Source organism: Microbacterium sp. Cr-K32 (assembly GCF_000708345.1).
GTDB classification, from domain to species: domain Bacteria; phylum Actinomycetota; class Actinomycetes; order Actinomycetales; family Microbacteriaceae; genus Microbacterium; species Microbacterium maritypicum_A.
The window spans coordinates 25,664-42,453 of record NZ_JARD01000022.1; the positions used below are offsets into that span (position 1 = coordinate 25,664).

Sequence of the window (16,790 nt, forward strand, 5' to 3'; positions counted from 1 at the left end):
CTCCTTTATATTCTACAAACATAGAAAAACACAACCCCGTGTCTCGAGAAGGCGAAGGAGCCTCCATGCCCGAAACGACATATCCCCGGAAACGCCTGGACCGCGTAGGCGTGCCCGTGCCTCCGCTGGCGCTCGGATCGTGGAACACCTGGGACCGGATGGGGCCCGACGAGGCGGTCGCCATGATCCGCCGGGCGGTGGAGCTGGACGCCGGGTTCTTCGACGTCGCGTACTACAACATGGGCCCGCACGCCGAGAACTCGAAGACCGACGTCCTGTTCGGGCAGGCGCTGCGAGCCAGTGGCGTCGATCGTGCCGACATCGTGCTGTGCGGCAAGCTCTGGCTGTGGGACTGGCCGAACCAGGGATTCCGCGCGCAGCTCGAGGAGTCGCTGGAGCGAGCGGGACTCGACCGCTTCGACACCCTCGTGGTGGGCGACTACCTCGACGCCCCCGATATGCCGCGCCTCGTCGCCGACGTGAACGAGCTCATCGCCGAAGGGCTCGTCGACTCCTGGGGCATCAACAACTGGCGGATCGAGCACACGCGGGAGGCGCTCGCCGAGGCCGCGGAGCAGAGCGTGGCAGGTCCGGTGTTCGCGCAGTTGAAGTACGGCATCGCTCGGAGGGCGATGGCGGAGGGCGATGCCTACGGCCCGCTGTTCGCCGACGGCACGCTCGCCCTGCAGGCGTCCGATGTGTTCGAGGGCGGCATCCTGGCCACGGGGCGTGTGCCCGAGCGGAAGATCGGCGCCGACGTCGGAGGCGTCCGTGAGCAGATCGTCGCCGTGTATCCCGAGGTCGCGCGCGTCGCCGCCGGGTTCGGGGTCACACCGGCCGCACTCGGCATCGCCTTCTGCCTGTCGAACCCCGCCGCCGCGAATGTGCTGTTCGGCGCCTCTCGTCTCCCGCAGCTGGAGGAGAACCACGCGGCGCTCGCGCTCGCCCGGGATCACGGAGCCGAGGTGCGTGCCGCGCTCGCCGGATGCCGGGTCGACCGCGAGGTGCGGGCCGACGGCGCGTGGTGAGGGGGGGCGCCTACGCCTCGCGCTCGCGGGCGACGGTCAGAGCGCGCTCGAACGTCGAGACGATGACCTGCCGCCGGTCGACGCGGTAGTCCTCATCGGGTTCGAGCTCATCGATGTACTCGTCCCACACGCGGACGTAGCGATCCCGCCAGGCTTCGAGCGTGCTGCTCGGCGGGAAAGTCGCCCCCACGCGGCCGGCGGATCCGATGTCGGTGAGGATCTCCAGCCAGGCGGGCGCCATCGATCCGCCCCACTCGTCCGGCTGCAGCTCGGTGTCATCGTCCTCGTCGGCGAACACCTCGGCGATCTTCGCGATGAGATCGTCCGTGATCTCGCTCAGTCCGTCGGCGACGGTGTCGTCGTCGAAGTTCCCCGGTCCCCACGTGCCCACGGCGCCCTCTTCCTCTCGGCCGTTGCGATCGGATCCAGTGAACCACGGAGTGGCTGCGGTCTGCGTGCTCGCGTCAGTGCGCGCCGCCGAACTCGATCATCGCCACACCGGCCGCGATGAGCACGACGCCGATCGCCATCCCGCGATCGAGCGCGACCGACAGCAGCCCCAGTGAGCCGGTGTAGCCGATCACGACGACGATGAGCCAGAGCGGATGCGTGAAGCCCTCGGCCGCAGAGGGGTCGCGCTGACCTCCAGGGCGATCGCGATCAGAAGAGGTGGCCAGGCCGACGGCCGCGGGCGGTCTGTCGTCGAGTGCCTTTCGTGGACCGCACGGGAGGGAAGGGGTTTCCGCGCGCAGCGCTCGACCGGGAACGACCGTCAGAATACCGGCATCCATTCGAAGATATGTTCGAAACTCGCGACCTGCTTCGGTAGAATCGAGTCATGTCGAAGTTGGCCGTACTGCACGAGGCGATGTCCCGCCTCGACGCGGCGTGGGCTGGCGCCGACGAGTCGGGCGAGTTGTCGCGCGAGCAGCTGATCGCGGTGAGTGCATCCCTCGGGGAGCTGCAGAGACGGTTGGATGCGGTGCACGTCGAGGTGGCCGCGTGCATCTCCCGCGAGTCCCGTCCGGAGTTGGGCGCGGAGAGCCTCGCGAAGCAGCAGGGCTTCCGGAACCCGGCGACGTTGATCGCGGCGACCGTGGGTGTGTCGCGGGGTGACGCGACGCGGCTCGTGAAGGTCGGGGAAGCCGTGGCGCCCCGCGCAGACCTCTTGGGTGCGCCCCTGCCTGCGAAGTATCCGGTGGTGCGCGAGGCGCTCGGTGCGGGGGTGTTGAGTGCCCAGGCGGCGGCGGTGATCATCGCGCTGTTGGATCGGTGCCGACTGCCGGCGGGAGCGGTGCGTGTCGCCGAGGCGGAGCGGGTGCTCGTGGAGAAGGCGGCGGGGCTCGCTCTCGACGACGTGCGCAAGCTGGTGGTTCGCGCAGAAGCGTGGCTCGATCCGGATGGTGTGGAGCCGCGGCTCGAGGAGCAGCGTTCCCGCCGATCGCTCACCATTCATGAGCGCGACGGGATGCTGCATCTGAACGCGATCCTCGACGCCGAGACCGCAGCCCCCGTCGTCACGGCGATCCGCGGGTACGTGACCGCCGCATTCGCCGCTCGGAAGGATGCGACGGACGCCGATGCGCCGGACGCCGACCGCCGCACGGTGCCGATGATTCAGGCTGATGCGCTCGCCGTGTTCGCCGCGCACGTGCTCGGATGTGCGACCAGGGTGCCGCTGGCGGGTGCCACGATCGTCGTGAGGGTGGGCCTCGACGACCTCGAGGCCGGCACCGGCTCCGCCGAGATCGACGGGATCGAGCAGCCGGTGAGCATCGGAGCTGCGAGGCGCATGGCCGCCGGCGGCGGAGTGATCCCGTGCGTGCTCGGAGCCGCGAGTGAAGTGCTCGACTGGGGGCGCGAGAAGCGCCTGTTCACACGGGCACAGCGGTTGGCGTTGGCGGAACGGGATGGCGGCTGCGCCATGTGCGGGCTGCCGCCCGAGATGACGAAGGCGCATCACATCCGGTGGTGGAGACGCGACCGCGGACCGACGGATCTCTCGAACGGCGTGCTGCTGTGCGAGACCTGTCACCACCGCATCCATGACAACGGATGGGATGTCCGCATCGACGGTGGCGGCGGGTGCGCGAGGGCGTGGTTCCTCCCGCCGGCCTCGGTCGACCCCGCCCGCACACCTCGTCCGGGTGGCAGAGCGCGCTTCGACATCGCCGCCTGAGCGCTGCGATCCGAGGGCAGGATGCGCCACGCCCGGCCATGCCTGCGCGCACGGACAAGGCCGGTGCGCCCCGAGGCATGAGTCGGCGCTCTCCGCGGAGGAAACGCTCTTGCGCTCTTTTTCCACGCATGTAGACTAAACAGCACGACACATCGAAGTGACGTCGGATCCGGCCTCCGGTCAGCGGCACCTCACCCCTTCTTCACCACCCCTGCACCCGAGAGAAGGAACCATGAAACGAATGCCCCTCGCGCTCGTCGCGGCCGTCGCCGCGACCCTCGCGCTCACCAGCTGCAGCGGCTCGACACCCTCGCCGTCCGGCGGCAGCGATGTCGAGAGTCCCGATGCTCTCAACATCGGGAACTTCCTCGACATCACCTCCTGGGATCCCTCGCTCGCCGATATCGGCTTCGACGGCCCGTACCTCTCCGCGGTGTACGACGCCCTGATCGCCCTCGACGCCGACGGCAACCCGATCCCGTCGCTCGCCACCGAGTGGAAGGTCGCCGACGACGACCTCAGCATCGACCTCGACATCCGCACCGACGCCGTGTTCAGCGACGGCACCCCGGTCGATGCCGACGCCGTGATCACGAGCCTCGAATACCTCAAGGCCGGTGCTCGTTCGGGGGAGGCCTACGTCAATGCCGCCTCCTTCGAGAAGGTCGACGACGACACCGTCCGTATCGGCCTCACCCAGCGCGACGACACGATCCTGTACCTCATGGGACTCGGCCGCAGCTACATCGCCTCCCCGGCGTCGATCGAAGCGGGCACGCTCGGCAGTGAGCCGATCGGCTCCGGGCCCTACGTCCTCGACAGCGCGACGAGCGTGGCCGGCGCCGAATATCACTTCACCAAGGCCGCCGATCACTGGGATGCCGAGACCTATCCGTTCTCCGAGCTGGCGATCTTCCCGATCACCGACGCCACCGCACGCCACAACGCCATGCTCAGCGGTCAGATCAACGTGCAGTACGGCGACGTCGCGAACCTCGAGCAGGCGAAGCAGCAGGGCTGGAACACTGCCGAGCGCGTCTCCGGCTGGGCGGGGCTCGTGATCACCGACCACACCGGCGCCAAGAGCGAGCCTCTCGGCAAGCTCGAGGTGCGGCAGGCGCTCAACTACGCCTTCGACGGAGCCGCCGTCCTCGCTGCCGTCGGCAGCGCAGCCGGGGTCGCCACGAACCAGGTGTTCCCCGACGGTGGGCCGATCAACGACCCGTCGCTGAACGAGACGTACGCCTACGACATGACCAAGGCCAAGGAGCTGTTGGCCGACGCCGGCTACCCGGACGGGTTCGCGATCTCGATGCCGATGTCGCCCATCTTCGAGATGTGGAAGCCGTCGGCCGAGCAGGCGCTCAACGAGCTCGGCGTGAAGGTCACGTGGGACAACATGCAGATGCCGGACTACCAGTTGAACGCGCCGAACTACCCGATGTTCATCTCGTTCCTCGCGATGGACGGCAACGACGTGGCCACCGTCTCCCGTCAGGTGACCAGCGTGCAGTGGTTCAACCCCGAGCCCGACTACGCGCAGAACGAGGTCATCGCTCCGCTCGTCGAGAAGGTGCAGACAGAGCGCGGCGACGCGCAGACCGACGCCGTCAAGGAGCTCAACAAGGCCCTCGTCGACCAGGCGTGGTGGTCGGTCTGGTACCAGGCGAACAACATCTACTACACGGCGCCCGGCATCCAGCTGCAGCCGGTGGTGGGGATGATGTTCCCGACGCTGCGCTACATCACTCAGGGCTGACGCCCGTCGGGGCGGCCGCGACGCCGGCCGCCCCGACACCCTTCCCCCTCCGACCCCCACCTTCCGAGAGGTCCCCATGCTCCTGTTCACGGCGAAGCGGTTGCTGTCCGGCATCCTTCTGCTCGTCGCGGTCTCGATCGGCACCTTCTTCCTGGCGCACCTCGCCATCAGCGACCCGACCGCTTCGCTCCTGGGGACCACGGCGAGTCCCGCCCAGCAAGCGGCCCTGGCCGAGAAGATCGGTCTGGACCGTCCGCTCCTGGTGCAGTTCTGGGACTGGCTCTCGCATGCCGCGCTGCTCGACTTCGGCGTCTCCTGGCGCAACTTCCAGCCTGTCAGCGCACAGCTCGCGATCAAGGTGCCCGTGACGCTGTCGGTCGTGACGTTTGCGACGCTGATCACCGCTGTCATCGGCATCGCCTTCGGGATGATCACGGGGTTGCGGCCGGGAACCTGGTTCGACCGGATCATCAAGGGCATCTCCGTCGTCCTGTTCGCGCTCCCCGGCTTCTGGGTGAGCCTCGTGCTCGTCATGTGGCTCGCGGTGCAGCTGAAGTGGTTCCCCGCCGTCGGCTACGTGCCGCCCACGCAGTCGGTGGACGGATGGCTGCGTTCCATCACCCTCCCGGCGATCTCGCTCGCCCTCGGCGGCATCGTCGCCGTCTCCGAGCAGTTGCGCAATGCCGTCATCACCCAGAGCCGCCAGGACTGGGTGCGCACTCTCCGCAGCCGCGGTCTCTCGGCGACCAGGGTCAACCTGCACATCCTCCGCAACGCCTCACCGGCCGCCCTCACCGTCATCGCCCTGATGTTCGTGGGGTTGCTCTCCGGAGCCATCGTGGTCGAGCAGATCTTCAGCCTCCCCGGCCTCGGACAGCTCACCAACCAGTCCTCGCAGAACGGCGACATCCCGATGCTCCTCGGCATCACGGTCGTCTCCATCGTCTTCGTCGTCCTCATCAACCTCCTGCTCGATCTCGTGCTCGGCTGGATCAACCCGAAGGTGCGCGTCGCATGACCACCACAGACATCCGGGTCGCCTTCGACCGGGCGGCGCAGAAGCGACGTTCCAGCCTGTTCCGTCGCTTCCTCCGGCACCCCGGCGGGTACATCCCGCTGGCGATCTTCGTCCTCATCGTGCTCGTGGGGGTTTTCGCGCCGCTGCTCGCGCCGATGGACCCCAACTTCGTCGACCTCGCCGCAGCCAAGGCGCCTCCGGGGCCCGAACACCTCCTCGGCGGCGACTCGACCGGCCGTGACATCCTGAGTCGTCTCATCTACGGCACCCGCACGACCCTGTGGGGCGCGCTCATCACGATCGTCACCGCGCTCGTGATCGGCGTGCCGTCCGGCGTCGCGGCCGGCTACTTCGGGGGCACGTTCGACCGGGTCGCCACCTGGATCAGCGACGCACTCCAGTCGATCCCCGGCATGATCATCCTGCTCGTGGTGGCCGCGGGCAGCCGCAACAACTTCGAGCTGCTGATGGCGACGGTCGGCGTGTTCATGGTGCCCGGCTACTTCCGCATCGCGCGGTCGCAGACGCTCGCCGTCCGCAACGAGCCCTACATCGACGCGGCCCGTGTCTCCGGGCTGTCGGACGGGCGCATCATCTTCCGGCACGTCATCAGGGCCGTCTACCCGCCGGTCATCATCCAGACGGCGCTCACGGCGGGCATCGCGATGGGCATGCAGGCCGGACTCCAGTTCCTCGGCATCGGCGACTCCAACGTTCCCAGCTGGGGGGCGATGATGCTCGAGGGCTTCCGTCTCATGCTCACCTATCCGCTCATGCTGCTGTGGCCTTCGGCGGCCCTCGGGCTCACGATCGCGGTGCTCGCGATCATGGGATCCACGCTCGCCGAACTCGTGCAGGTGCGCACGCCGCGGGTCTCCCGACGGCGTGCCGACGCCGAGGCCACCCCGACGGCACCGCGGCACGCCGCCACCGGTCACGCACAGCACGCGCCAGAGGATTCGGCGCTGCGGGTCGAGAACCTCCGGGTCGTGCACGCCACGCCGACCGGTGAGACCGAGGTCGTGCACGGCGTCACCCTCGACGTGGCCCCCGGCGAGGTCGTCGGCATCGTGGGAGAGTCGGGCTCCGGCAAATCGCAGACCGTGTTCTCGGTGCTCGACCTGCTGCCCGCCACCGGGCGGGCGGTCGCCGATGCCATCTGGGTGCGCGGAACCGACGTGACGAAGGCGACGCCGAAGCAGCGACAGGCGCTGCTCGGCCGCGAGATCGGCTACGTGCCGCAGGAGCCGATGAGCAATCTCGACCCCTCGTACACGATCGGCAGCCAGCTCGTCGAGCCGCTGCGGCGCACCCACGGTCTCCGCAGGTCGGAGGCCGAGGCGCAGGCACGGGCGATGCTCGTGCGTGTCGGCCTCACCGACCCCGATCGGGTGATGCGCAGCTACCCGCACCAGGTGTCGGGCGGCATGGCGCAGCGGGTGCTCATCGCCGGCGCGATCGCGGGCAAGCCGTCGCTGCTCGTGGCCGACGAGCCCACCACGGCGCTCGACGTGACCGTGCAGGCCGAGGTGCTCGAGCTCCTGCGCGAACTCCAGGCCGAGTACGGCATGGCGCTGCTCATCGTCACCCACAACTTCGGCGTCGTCGCCGACATCTGCGACCGCGTGATAGTGATGCGCGGCGGCGACATCGTGGAATCGGGACCGGTCGATTCGCTGTTCGCCGCGCCGACCGAGGAGTACACGCGCCAACTGATCGCCGCCTCGCTCGACGACGCCGAAGGTCGCGCCGCGCTCGACCGCACCAGGATCGAGGCGAACGCATGAGTGCGCTGCTCGAAGTGAGCGATCTGGTCGTGGAATACGGCCGAGGGCGGACCTCCTTCCGTGCCCTGCACGGTGTCTCCCTCGACATCGCGCCGGGCGAATGTCTCGGCCTGGTCGGCGAATCCGGCTCGGGCAAGTCGACGCTCGGCAAGGCGATCCTCGGCCTCGCGCCCGTGACCGACGGGAGCATCCGCTTCGACGGGAAGGAGATCAGCAGACTCGGCGGCCGTGCCCGACGCTCTCTCGCGGATGATGTCCAGGTCGTCTTCCAGGACCCGTACGGCTCGCTGAACCCGGCCATGACGATCGGCGACATCCTCGCCGAACCGCTGCTCACCAGCGGCATCGGGACGAGGTCTGCCGAGACGAAGGTGCGCGAGATGCTCGACCGCGTCCGTCTGCCCGAATCGGCCATGGACCGCCACCCGAGCGAGTTCTCCGGAGGGCAGCGTCAGCGCATCGCGATCGCCCGTGCCCTCGTGCGCGGACCGCGGCTCATCGTGTGCGACGAGCCCGTCAGCGCCCTCGACCTGACCACGCAGGCGACGATCCTCGATCTGTTCATCGAGCTGCAGCGAGACACCGGGGTGGCGTACCTCTTCGTCTCGCACGACCTGGGCGTCGTCCGCCGCGTCTGCCACCGCGTCGCTGTCATGTACCGCGGCGAACTCGTCGAGGTCGGCGAGGGTGAGCAGGTCACCCGAGCCCCGGAGCATCCGTACTCCGAGCGGCTGCGCCTGGCCTCGCCCGTCGCCGACCCCGTCGCGCAGCGGGAGCGGCGTGCACAGTGGCTCGCTCTGCGGGAGGTGCGCGATGCGGCGGTACGGTAGCTCCAGGCCCGATCACTCCACGCACCGGAATCGGCCGGAAGGACCTCATGCCGAAGATCATCGATCACGACCAGCGTCGACGGGACATCGTCGAGGTGGCCAAGAGCATCATCCTGAAGGGGGGCTTCGAGGCGGCGACGATGCGCAGCATCGCGGCGGAGGCCGGCTTCGCGAACGGCGCACTGAAGCACTACTTCCCCGGCAAGGAGAGCATCGTCGCGGCGACGTTCGAGACGATCCTGCAGCAGATGTCCGAAGGGGTGCAGGCAGCGGGCGAGGAGCCGGCGTCGGCGGACGCCGCGTTGCGGGGGTTCCTGCGGGCGACGATTCCTCGCGACCAGGAGCAGATCGCGGCGGGGCGGGTGCTGCTCGCGCTGTGGGAGTACGCGATGGCCAACGAGGCCCTCGCCGAGCTGTATCGCGGGCACCTGGCGTCCTGGCGCACCTCGCTCATCGAGCGGATGGAGGCGGCGCGCGACGAGGGGTCGATCCGCGACCAGGACTACGGGCCCCTCGCGAACGAGTACATCTCGGCGGCGGTCGGCGCGACGGTGATCAACCTCATGTATCCCGATGGCGAGCGGATCGCCGACTACGAGACCTATATCGACCAGTTCCTGGCGCGGCTCCGCTGACCGCGACGCGCCTGATCCGAGAGGACGGCGCGTCATGACCTCACCCCTTTTCGTCGAGCGGCACCCGGGTACCGGGCGTCCGGTGGTGTTCCTGCACGGCCTCGCCTCGCAGGGCGCGCAGGACTGGCCGGAAGCCGAGTGGGGCGGATCCTTCGGCGACCGTCCCCGCGTCGTGGTCGATCTCCCGGCACACGGAGCGAGTCCGACGCTCGGCACGGCCCCGACCTCGGTGGTGCTCGACGCGCTCGCGGACGCCGTCGGTGCGGATGAGATCGACCTGGTGGGGTACTCGCTGGGGGCCCGGCTCGCCTGGGACCTGGTGCGGCATCCCGCGGTCGCGGTGCGCCGGGCAGTGCTCGGCGGACTCAGCGCGGGGGAGCCCTTCACCCTGGTCGACCTCCCGGCCGCGCGCGCGGCCGTCTCCGGCGGCGCCGCCCCGGCGGATCCACTCACGGGAATGATCGTGCACATGGCCTCACTGCCCGGCAACAGACCGGGCGACGTGATCGACCTCATCGAGGGCCTGGCCGCGGAGCCGTTCGCCCCGCGGTCCGATGGGCTCACGCTGCCCGTACTGCTGATCGGCGGCACGGACGATGCGATGGCTGCCGGGATCGACGAGCTCGCACAGCTGCTCCCGGCGGCGCGCGCCCACCGCGTCCCCGGTGATCACCTCTCCGCGCTGCACACGGCGGAGTTCCGCACCGCTGTGCAGGACTTCCTGGCGGACTGACCCGGTTGGCCGTCCATCGGTCTCCTCATGCCCTTTAATTCCAACATTCGTAGATAAACATCGAAAGGCCACTCATGACCGACACTCCCACCGCGGACGCGGCCCGGATCCTCGACATCGCCACCGGATACATGGCATCGAAGCAGCTCTTCCACGCCCGTCGCATCGGCCTCTTCGCTGCCGTCGACGGCGGAGCCGACACGGTGCCGGCGATCGCCGAGAGATGCGGGGTGAGTGAGCGCATCGCGCACCTGCTCGCCGACGCGATGGCGGCCCAGGGGCTGCTGGTCCGCACGGACGGCAACTACGTCGTGGCCCCGGATGCGGCCGCCTACCTCACCGGTGCCGATGCGGCGATCGACCTCGGCCCGTTCCTCACGTTCCTCGACGAGATCAGCTACCCGCACTGGCTGCAGTTCGCCCATACGGTCGACACCACCGAACCGGGTGACCTGCAGATGGACGACGCCCGCTGGGCGACCTTCATGGCCGGCGTCATGACGTACAACCGCCTGCACGCCCAGGAGTTCGGCCGACACATCGACCTCGCCGGTGCCACGAAAGCCCTCGATTTCGGCGGGCTCTCGGCGGATTTCGCGCTGTCGGTCATGGCGCAGAACCCGGCGTTGCACACCACGTTCGTATACGCTCCCGGCTTCGAGGACGGCATCGCCGAAGCCGTGGCGGCGGCGGGCGTCGCCGACCGTGTCGTCGTCGAGATCGCCGACACCGCGACTGCTGCACCCGAGGGGGCATACGACGCCGTCTTCGCTAATCACGTCATCCATCGCTTCACCGCCGAGGAGAACGCCCGGATCTTCCGAAACCTGCGGGCGGCAGCGACTCCGGGAGCGACCCTGACCGTGCTCGACTTCTTCCTCGACGACGACGCGGAGCAGCGCGGGATCGACGCCCGGCACGCCGGGGAGTACCTCGTCATCGACGGGACCGTCGTGTATCCGGAATCTCAGGTGCGCGGCTGGCTGAACGATGCGGGCTGGGAGGTGCGGGATAAGGTCGCCCTGCCCGGAAGCCCGCGGGTGCTGGTCGCGACGGCGGTGTGAGACTTCCCCGGCGTCGGGTGCCCGACGCCGGGGGCGCGGACTGGTCCGAGGGGGATCAGAGGCGGGCGGCATGCGTGAACATGCCGCCCGCCGTTTTCGTGCGCGGGCGGGCTCAGTCGCGGGAGAAGACCGTACGGCCGTCGACGATCGTGCGCACCACCTCGAGCGAGGAGAACGGGCGGACGGGCGTCAGCGGGTCCTCGTCGAGGATCGTCAGGTCGGCGACGTGCCCGACCTCGAGCGACCCCTTCCAGTCCGATGCGCCGTCCTGTCGCGCGGCATCCACGGTCATCGATCGCAGGAGCAGGTGGCGGGTCGCTGCGTCGTCGATGAAGCCCGCGTCGGTGAGCAGGGCGAGCGCGGCGTCGAGCCCGAGCCGCCAATCCGGACTCGCGATCGGCGCGTCGCTGGTCACGGTCGTGAGGGCGCCGGAGCCGAGCATCGCGGCCAGCGGCCAGGCCGTGGCGATGCGCGCCTCGCCGAGCTGCGCCGCCGCCCAGGAATGGGTGTGCGCAGCGATCAGGGGCTGCACGGCGAATCCGGCATCGACCCGTCGCATGCGCGCGATCTGCTCGGGCGTGGCCAGGTCTCCGTGGACGACGTAGTGCGGAGCGGCCGGTGCGGGCGCATCGGAGAGGCGCTCCAGGACCGCGAGGAACTCGGCGATCGACCGGTCGCCGGTCGCATGCACGGCGATCTGCATCCCGCGGGATGCGGCCAGTTCGACCATCTGCTGGAATGCGGAAAGCGGGTCGCTCCCTCCTCGGGTGAGCAGTGCTCCGGTGGTGCCGTCCGCATACGGCTCCTCGACCCAGGCGGTCGCCATCGGGGGGATGCCGTCGGCGAAGATCTTCACTCCGGGGATCGCAAGCCATCGCGGGTCGTGGGTGGGTGGCGGGGTGCGGATGCCGTGCGCGAAGTCCTCGAGCGTGCTCTCGCCGTCGATCGTGCCGAAGAGCCGCAGCAGAGTCACCCGCGATGTCTGGGCGCCTTCGCGGTGCAGTTCGCCGTAGGTGTCGAGCATGTCGGCGCCGAAGCATCCGGTCTCCCCGGCGTCCTCTCCCGGACCGATGCCCGGTTCGGTGTAGCTCGTGATGCCGTGTTCGGCGAGGAGGCGCCACGCGCGGCGCAGGGCGGATCGCCGCTCGCTCGCGGTCGACACGAGTCTTCCGGACGGCTGCTCCTCCGGGGGAGTGTCCGAGAAGAACAGGTGCGGCCAGCGCGCACCGAGCCATGCGGCATGCAGGTGTGAATCGTTGATGCCGGGGACCGCGGTGCGTCCGTCGAGTTCGAGGACGTTCCGTGCGTGGAGTCGGGTGGCGGCGGCATCGGTGGCGACGATCACGCCGTCGCGAACGGCGAGGGCGTGAGCGATATCGCCCGTCCCGTCGAAGGTGTGGATACGGCCGCCGCGGATGATCAGGTCGGCGTCGTCGCCGGGAAATGTCTGGCTCATTATTCCACCAGTGTAGACGTAAAACCCGGCCGAATGCGGGGCGGGGACGCACCGATTCGGCGCGCGGTTCTGCGGCTTGTACGCTGGAGACATCCCCCGATTCACCCGGCAACTCGCGCGCCGGCGACCTCGGCGCGCGCTCACACATGCAAGGACGCAGATGAACGATTCCGCGGCACACCGCGACGACTGGACTGAGAGCGAAGAGCTGGCGGAGCGGATGATCCCGCTCATCGGGGCGCTCCGACGCGAACACGACGTCGTCACCTCGCTCCACGGGCACCGCCTGCTCGGTCTGTCGGCGACCGGCCTCGTCGAGGTGCACGAGCGCGTCGCGCAGCTCGGGCACGAGAGGCTCCCCATCGAGGACAGCCTGGCCGTGCTGGAGGCGATCCATGCGCTCGCCCCCGGTGCATCCTCCCTCGATGTCGCCCGCCTCGTCGCCGGCCATGCCGAGAGCGGTCAGCCGCTGGAGACGTACCTCGCAGACGTGCTCGCCCCTGCGATGGGAGCCGTCGCCGCCGAACCCACCGACGTCGTGCTCTACGGCTTCGGGCGCATCGGCCGCCTGCTCGCCCGCATCCTCATCGCCCACACCGGGGGAGGAAGCGGACTGCGCCTGCGCGCCATCGTCGTCCGCCGCGGCGCCGAGAACGACCTCGTCAAGCGCGCATCCCTGCTCCTGCGCGACTCCGTGCACGGCCGCTTCGCCGGCTCGGTCACCGTCGACGAAGACGCCGAGCAGATCATCGCCAACGGCACCCGCATCCAGGTGATCTACTCCGACGACCCGGCGACCATCGACTACACCGCCTACGGCATCCACGACGCGATCGTCGTCGACAACACCGGGCGCTGGCGCGACGAGGCCGGTCTGTCGCAGCACCTGCGCTCGACCGGCGTCGCCCGGGTGCTGCTGACCGCGCCGGGGAAGAGTCCGCTCAAGAACATCGTCCACGGCATCAACGACGACACGATCGTCGAGACCGACCGCATCCTCTCGGCCGCCTCCTGCACGACCAACGCCATCACGCCCGTGCTCGCGGCGATCGACGAGGCCTACGGCGTCGTCAAGGGGCACGTCGAGACCGTGCACTCGTTCACGAACGACCAGAACCTGATCGACAACTTCCACAAGGGCGATCGACGCGGACGCTCGGCGGTGCTCAACATGGTCATCACCGAGACCGGTGCCGCCAAGGCCGTCGCCAAGGCGCTGCCGCAGTTGGAGGGCAAGCTCACGGGCAGCTCGATCCGCGTGCCCACCCCCGACGTCTCGCTCGCGGTGCTGCACCTGACGATCGAGCGGCCCGCGACGAAGGATCAGGTCAACGACTACCTGCGCCGGGTCTCGCTGCACTCGAAGCTGCGCCAGCAGATCGACTACGTGGAGAGCCCGGACGTCGTCTCCACCGACTTCGTCGGGTCGCACCGTGCCGGCATCGTCGACGGTCTCGCCACGATCGCCGATGAGGACACCCTCATCCTGTACGTCTGGTACGACAACGAGTTCGGCTACTCGTGCCAGGTGATCCGCGTGCTCGAGGTCATGGCGGGTTCCCACCCGATCGTGCTCCCCGAGCGCCGAGAGGTGACGCTGCAGAGCTGAGGTTCCTCGTGCGCCGTGTCGGCGGCACCCGGCATGATGAGGTCATGAAGACCGCGACTCTGCGTGCCGAGCGCCTCCGATCGCACCGCCTCCGATCGCAGCGTCTCCAATCGCACCGCCTCCAATCGCACCGCCTCATCTCGCCGGCTCCCACGGTGACGGATGCGGCGCACCACATGCTCGCGGTGCAGAGCCAGGACTTCACCGCGGGTCGGTGGGCGCTGGCCGTCCGCACCCGAGGGGAGACCACGGTGCGCGACGTCGACCGCGCCTTCGACCGCGGTGACATCGTGCGCGGGTGGACCATGCGCGGCACCCTGCACACCGTCCTGGCGCGCGACCTCGGCTGGATGCTGCAGGTCACCGCGGGGCGGCAGCGACAGCAGGCGGCCTCGCGCCACCGCGATCTCGGCATCGATGACGACATGGTCGCCGCGAGCGTCCGGGCGCTGACGCCGGCGCTGCGCGACGGCGGGTGCACCCGGGCCGAGGTGTTCGAGATCCTCCAGGGCGTCGGCATCGACCCCTCGGGCCAGCGCGGCATCCATCTGCTGTTCACCCTCACGATCGACGGTCTGATCTGCCAGGGGCCGGTCGTCGCCAGGGCCGGCTTCGCCCGCGAGCAGCGCTTCGTGCTCGTGGAAGATCACATCCGCGAGCACGTCACGCCCGATGACCCGCTCGCCGAGCTGTTCGTCCGCTACATCGACGGACACGGCCCCGCCGGTATCGCCGATTTCGCCTGGTGGGCGGGCCTCACCCTCGGTCAGGCGCGCGAGGCGGCCGAGCGGGCGGGAGCGGGAACGGACGGTGGCAGGGTCGACGAGATCGACGAGGGTCTCTTCGCCGCGCGCCGACGTCCGCGAAGAGCATCGGGTGCGGCCTCCGTCCACGCCCTCGGCGCGTTCGACGAGTACTACATCTCCTACGCCGATCGCACGACCGTCTGCGCCCCGGAGCATCTCGCGGCCGTCGGCCCCGGAAAGAACGGCATGGTGCGTCCGACCCTCGTCGAGCAGGGGCGCGTGATCGGGACCTGGTCCCACGCGACCGCGACCAGGGGTACGCCGCCTGAGCTGTTCGAGGAGCCGGAGGATCCCGCCGCCGTGGCTGCGGCCCTCGCCCGGTTCGCCCGGTTCGCCGACGATTGAGCCGCAGGGATCACCGGCCCCGCCGCGACTACTCGCTCGCGTGGCGCGCGAGGAAGTTGTAGACCTCGTTGTCGTCGACCCCGGGGAATGCACCGCGGGGGAGCGGCGAGAACATGTGCGTGTGCACCCGCGCGCTCGGCCACGCCCGTCCGCTCCAGCGATCGCTCAGCTCGGCGGAGGGGCGACGGCAGCACGACTCGTCGGGGCAGGTCGACACCGCTCTGTCGTTGGTCTCGCGTCCGCGCCACCAGCGGGCGTCGTCGAACGGCACGCCGACCGTCACCGAGAACTCGCCGTCGCTCGACGATCCGGTCTGGGTCGAGCACCAGAACGTGCCAGAGGGGGTGTCGGTGTACTGGTGGTGCTCCACCGTGCGGTTCTGCTGCGTGAACGCCGCGCGTGCCTGGAACTTGCGGCACACCCGCTGTCCCTCGACCGCGCCGGTCACGTCCATCGGCAGCGGCAGGTCGTCGTTCTCGTACACGCGGGTGATCGCGCCGGTGGAATCCACGCGCAGGAAGTGCAGCGCCATGCCGAGGTGCTGCGTCAACAGGTTCGTCATGCGCATGCCGGCGGCTTCGTGCGTCACGCCGAAGCCGTCGCGGAAGTCCTCGACCGCGAGGTTGCGGTCCTTCTTCGCCTGCTGCAGGAACGCGACCGATGCGGTCTCCGGCATCAGGCAGCACGCGGCGAAGTAGTTGATCTCCAGGCGCTGCTGCAGGAAGTCGGCGTAATCGGTCGGCGGTGTGTGCCCGAGCAGTCGGTGCGCCATCGCCTGCAGTGCCATCGAGCGCAGACCGTGGCCACCCGGGATCGACGCCGGCGGCAGGTAGATGCGTCCGTTCTCGAGGTCGGTGACCGAGCGGGTCGAGTGGGGAAGGTCGTTGACGTAGATCAGCTCGAAGCCGAGCTTCTCCGCCATGATGCTCACCGTGCGGTGGGTGAGCGCGCCCTGCACGTGCCCCGCCGCCTTGAGGTGCTTCTCGGCGAGCTTCTCGATCTCGGGGAGGTAGTTGTTCTGCGCGCGCATCCGCAACCGCAGCTCGGTGTTCGCACGCCGCGCCTCCTCGGGCGTCGCGATGGCTTCGCGTTCACGCCGCTCCAGCTCGCGGTGCAGCCCCAGGACCGACTCGATCGTCTCGTCGCTCATGCCCTTGGTCACGCGCACGGGCGCGACGCCGAGCTGCCGGAAGACCGGGCTCTCCTGCGCGCGCTCCAGGGCGATCTCGAGGGCGGCCCGACGGTTCGGCGGTTCACCGGAGATCAGGTCGGTCACCTCGGTCTTCGTCGCCTGAGCGATCGCCTGCAGCAGCGAGAGCTTGGGCTCGCGCTTGCCGTTCTCGATCAGGCTCAGCTGAGAGCCGGCCACGCCGACCAGGGCACCGAGCTCGTCGAGCGTGAACCCGTTCTCCAATCGGTGGTGACGGATGCGGTGGCCGAGAGTCGTGAGGTGGATGCCGGAGGACGCCATTCCTTGAGTCTAGCGAAAGAATTGAAGTTCTTATCACTCGAATTGGCCGAAAGTCGCGCTCGAACCGGAA

Annotated in this window: 15 protein-coding genes; 11 read left to right on the forward strand and 4 right to left on the reverse strand. The window is 69.3% G+C overall.

From position 1 onward, the window contains the following. The first annotated feature begins 65 nt into the window (after positions 1-65). Positions 66-1,028 carry an aldo/keto reductase gene (locus GZ64_RS0110985; RefSeq protein ID WP_029266561.1) on the forward strand — a complete coding sequence of 321 codons (963 nt, stop codon included), beginning with the start codon at positions 66-68 and terminating at the stop codon, positions 1,026-1,028. 10 nt (positions 1,029-1,038) lie between these two features. Here GZ64_RS0110985 and GZ64_RS0110990 read toward each other — a convergent pair whose 3' ends face one another. Together GZ64_RS0110990 and GZ64_RS20190 are read right to left on the reverse strand one after the other, a co-directional pair. Beyond that, positions 1,039-1,419 (reverse strand): hypothetical protein, encoded by a 381-nt coding sequence (locus GZ64_RS0110990; protein ID WP_029260442.1) that lies wholly within the window; start codon positions 1,417-1,419, stop codon positions 1,039-1,041. Between the two features lie 73 nt (positions 1,420-1,492). Continuing rightward, a complete protein-coding gene (locus GZ64_RS20190) occupies positions 1,493-1,819 on the reverse strand; it encodes a hypothetical protein (protein ID WP_231479874.1) in 327 nt (108 codons plus the stop codon). Positions 1,820-1,866: 47 nt separating this feature from the next. On the opposite strand from GZ64_RS20190, the gene GZ64_RS0111000 reads away from it, so the two are divergent. From GZ64_RS0111000 to GZ64_RS0111035, 8 genes are all read left to right on the forward strand, one after another. Beyond that, positions 1,867-3,207 (forward strand): HNH endonuclease signature motif containing protein, encoded by a 1,341-nt coding sequence (locus GZ64_RS0111000; protein WP_029266563.1) that lies wholly within the window; start codon positions 1,867-1,869, stop codon positions 3,205-3,207. A 232-nt stretch (positions 3,208-3,439) separates the two neighbouring features. Further along, positions 3,440-4,966: an ABC transporter substrate-binding protein gene (locus tag GZ64_RS0111005; protein ID WP_231479875.1), complete on the forward strand. Its 1,527-nt coding sequence runs from the start codon at positions 3,440-3,442 to the stop codon at positions 4,964-4,966. A 76-nt stretch (positions 4,967-5,042) separates the two neighbouring features. Next, positions 5,043-5,984 carry an ABC transporter permease gene (locus GZ64_RS0111010; RefSeq protein ID WP_021201014.1) on the forward strand — a complete coding sequence of 314 codons (942 nt, stop codon included), beginning with the start codon at positions 5,043-5,045 and terminating at the stop codon, positions 5,982-5,984. Next, positions 5,981-7,771: a dipeptide/oligopeptide/nickel ABC transporter permease/ATP-binding protein gene (locus GZ64_RS0111015; RefSeq protein WP_029260439.1), complete on the forward strand. Its 1,791-nt coding sequence runs from the start codon at positions 5,981-5,983 to the stop codon at positions 7,769-7,771. The genes GZ64_RS0111010 and GZ64_RS0111015 overlap by 4 nt, the downstream gene beginning before the upstream one ends. Beyond that, positions 7,768-8,601, forward strand: a complete 834-nt coding sequence (locus GZ64_RS0111020) for an ATP-binding cassette domain-containing protein (protein ID WP_029266567.1) — start codon at positions 7,768-7,770, stop codon at positions 8,599-8,601. Before GZ64_RS0111015 ends, GZ64_RS0111020 begins: the two co-directional genes overlap by 4 nt. A gap of 47 nt (positions 8,602-8,648) precedes the next feature. Further along, positions 8,649-9,236 (forward strand): TetR/AcrR family transcriptional regulator, encoded by a 588-nt coding sequence (locus GZ64_RS0111025; protein WP_021201017.1) that lies wholly within the window; start codon positions 8,649-8,651, stop codon positions 9,234-9,236. A gap of 34 nt (positions 9,237-9,270) precedes the next feature. Continuing rightward, on the forward strand, positions 9,271-9,969 hold the full coding sequence (locus tag GZ64_RS0111030; protein WP_029266569.1) for an alpha/beta fold hydrolase: 699 nt from the start codon (positions 9,271-9,273) through the stop codon (positions 9,967-9,969). Positions 9,970-10,043: 74 nt separating this feature from the next. After that, complete coding sequence (locus GZ64_RS0111035; protein WP_029266571.1) at positions 10,044-11,033, forward strand: methyltransferase family protein; 990 nt, start codon at positions 10,044-10,046, stop codon at positions 11,031-11,033. A gap of 112 nt (positions 11,034-11,145) precedes the next feature. Here GZ64_RS0111035 and GZ64_RS0111040 read toward each other — a convergent pair whose 3' ends face one another. Further along, the gene (locus GZ64_RS0111040; protein WP_029266574.1) at positions 11,146-12,489 is read right to left on the reverse strand and encodes an amidohydrolase; all 1,344 of its coding nucleotides are present in this window, start codon (positions 12,487-12,489) and stop codon (positions 11,146-11,148) included. Between the two features lie 160 nt (positions 12,490-12,649). On the opposite strand from GZ64_RS0111040, the gene GZ64_RS0111045 reads away from it, so the two are divergent. Together GZ64_RS0111045 and GZ64_RS0111050 are read left to right on the forward strand one after the other, a co-directional pair. Then, the gene (locus GZ64_RS0111045) at positions 12,650-14,098 is read left to right on the forward strand and encodes a glyceraldehyde-3-phosphate dehydrogenase (RefSeq protein ID WP_021201029.1); all 1,449 of its coding nucleotides are present in this window, start codon (positions 12,650-12,652) and stop codon (positions 14,096-14,098) included. A gap of 44 nt (positions 14,099-14,142) precedes the next feature. After that, positions 14,143-15,249: a winged helix DNA-binding domain-containing protein gene (locus GZ64_RS0111050; RefSeq protein WP_029266577.1), complete on the forward strand. Its 1,107-nt coding sequence runs from the start codon at positions 14,143-14,145 to the stop codon at positions 15,247-15,249. A 28-nt stretch (positions 15,250-15,277) separates the two neighbouring features. Here GZ64_RS0111050 and GZ64_RS0111055 read toward each other — a convergent pair whose 3' ends face one another. Then, a complete protein-coding gene (locus GZ64_RS0111055; protein WP_021201031.1) occupies positions 15,278-16,720 on the reverse strand; it encodes a helix-turn-helix transcriptional regulator in 1,443 nt (480 codons plus the stop codon). Positions 16,721-16,790 lie beyond the last annotated feature (70 nt).

Excerpts from the sequence above, each read along its gene's own strand:
- GZ64_RS0111030 (WP_029266569.1), top strand. The coding sequence starts at position 9,271 with ATGACCTCACCCCTTTTCGTCGAGCGGCACCCGGGTACCGGGCGTCCG.
- GZ64_RS0111005 (WP_231479875.1), top strand. The coding sequence starts at position 3,440 with ATGAAACGAATGCCCCTCGCGCTCGTCGCGGCCGTCGCCGCGACCCTC.
- GZ64_RS0111050 (WP_029266577.1), top strand. The coding sequence starts at position 14,143 with ATGAAGACCGCGACTCTGCGTGCCGAGCGCCTCCGATCGCACCGCCTC.
- GZ64_RS0111035 (WP_029266571.1), top strand. The coding sequence starts at position 10,044 with ATGACCGACACTCCCACCGCGGACGCGGCCCGGATCCTCGACATCGCC.
- GZ64_RS0111015 (WP_029260439.1), top strand. The coding sequence starts at position 5,981 with ATGACCACCACAGACATCCGGGTCGCCTTCGACCGGGCGGCGCAGAAG.
- GZ64_RS0111020 (WP_029266567.1), top strand. The coding sequence starts at position 7,768 with ATGAGTGCGCTGCTCGAAGTGAGCGATCTGGTCGTGGAATACGGCCGA.
- GZ64_RS0111025 (WP_021201017.1), top strand. The coding sequence starts at position 8,649 with ATGCCGAAGATCATCGATCACGACCAGCGTCGACGGGACATCGTCGAG.
- GZ64_RS0111000 (WP_029266563.1), top strand. The coding sequence starts at position 1,867 with ATGTCGAAGTTGGCCGTACTGCACGAGGCGATGTCCCGCCTCGACGCG.
- GZ64_RS0111055 (WP_021201031.1), bottom strand. The coding sequence starts at position 16,720 with ATGGCGTCCTCCGGCATCCACCTCACGACTCTCGGCCACCGCATCCGT.
- GZ64_RS0111010 (WP_021201014.1), top strand. The coding sequence starts at position 5,043 with ATGCTCCTGTTCACGGCGAAGCGGTTGCTGTCCGGCATCCTTCTGCTC.
- GZ64_RS0111045 (WP_021201029.1), top strand. The coding sequence starts at position 12,650 with ATGAACGATTCCGCGGCACACCGCGACGACTGGACTGAGAGCGAAGAG.
- GZ64_RS0110985 (WP_029266561.1), top strand. The coding sequence starts at position 66 with ATGCCCGAAACGACATATCCCCGGAAACGCCTGGACCGCGTAGGCGTG.
- GZ64_RS0111040 (WP_029266574.1), bottom strand. The coding sequence starts at position 12,489 with ATGAGCCAGACATTTCCCGGCGACGACGCCGACCTGATCATCCGCGGC.
- GZ64_RS20190 (WP_231479874.1), bottom strand. The coding sequence starts at position 1,819 with ATGGATGCCGGTATTCTGACGGTCGTTCCCGGTCGAGCGCTGCGCGCG.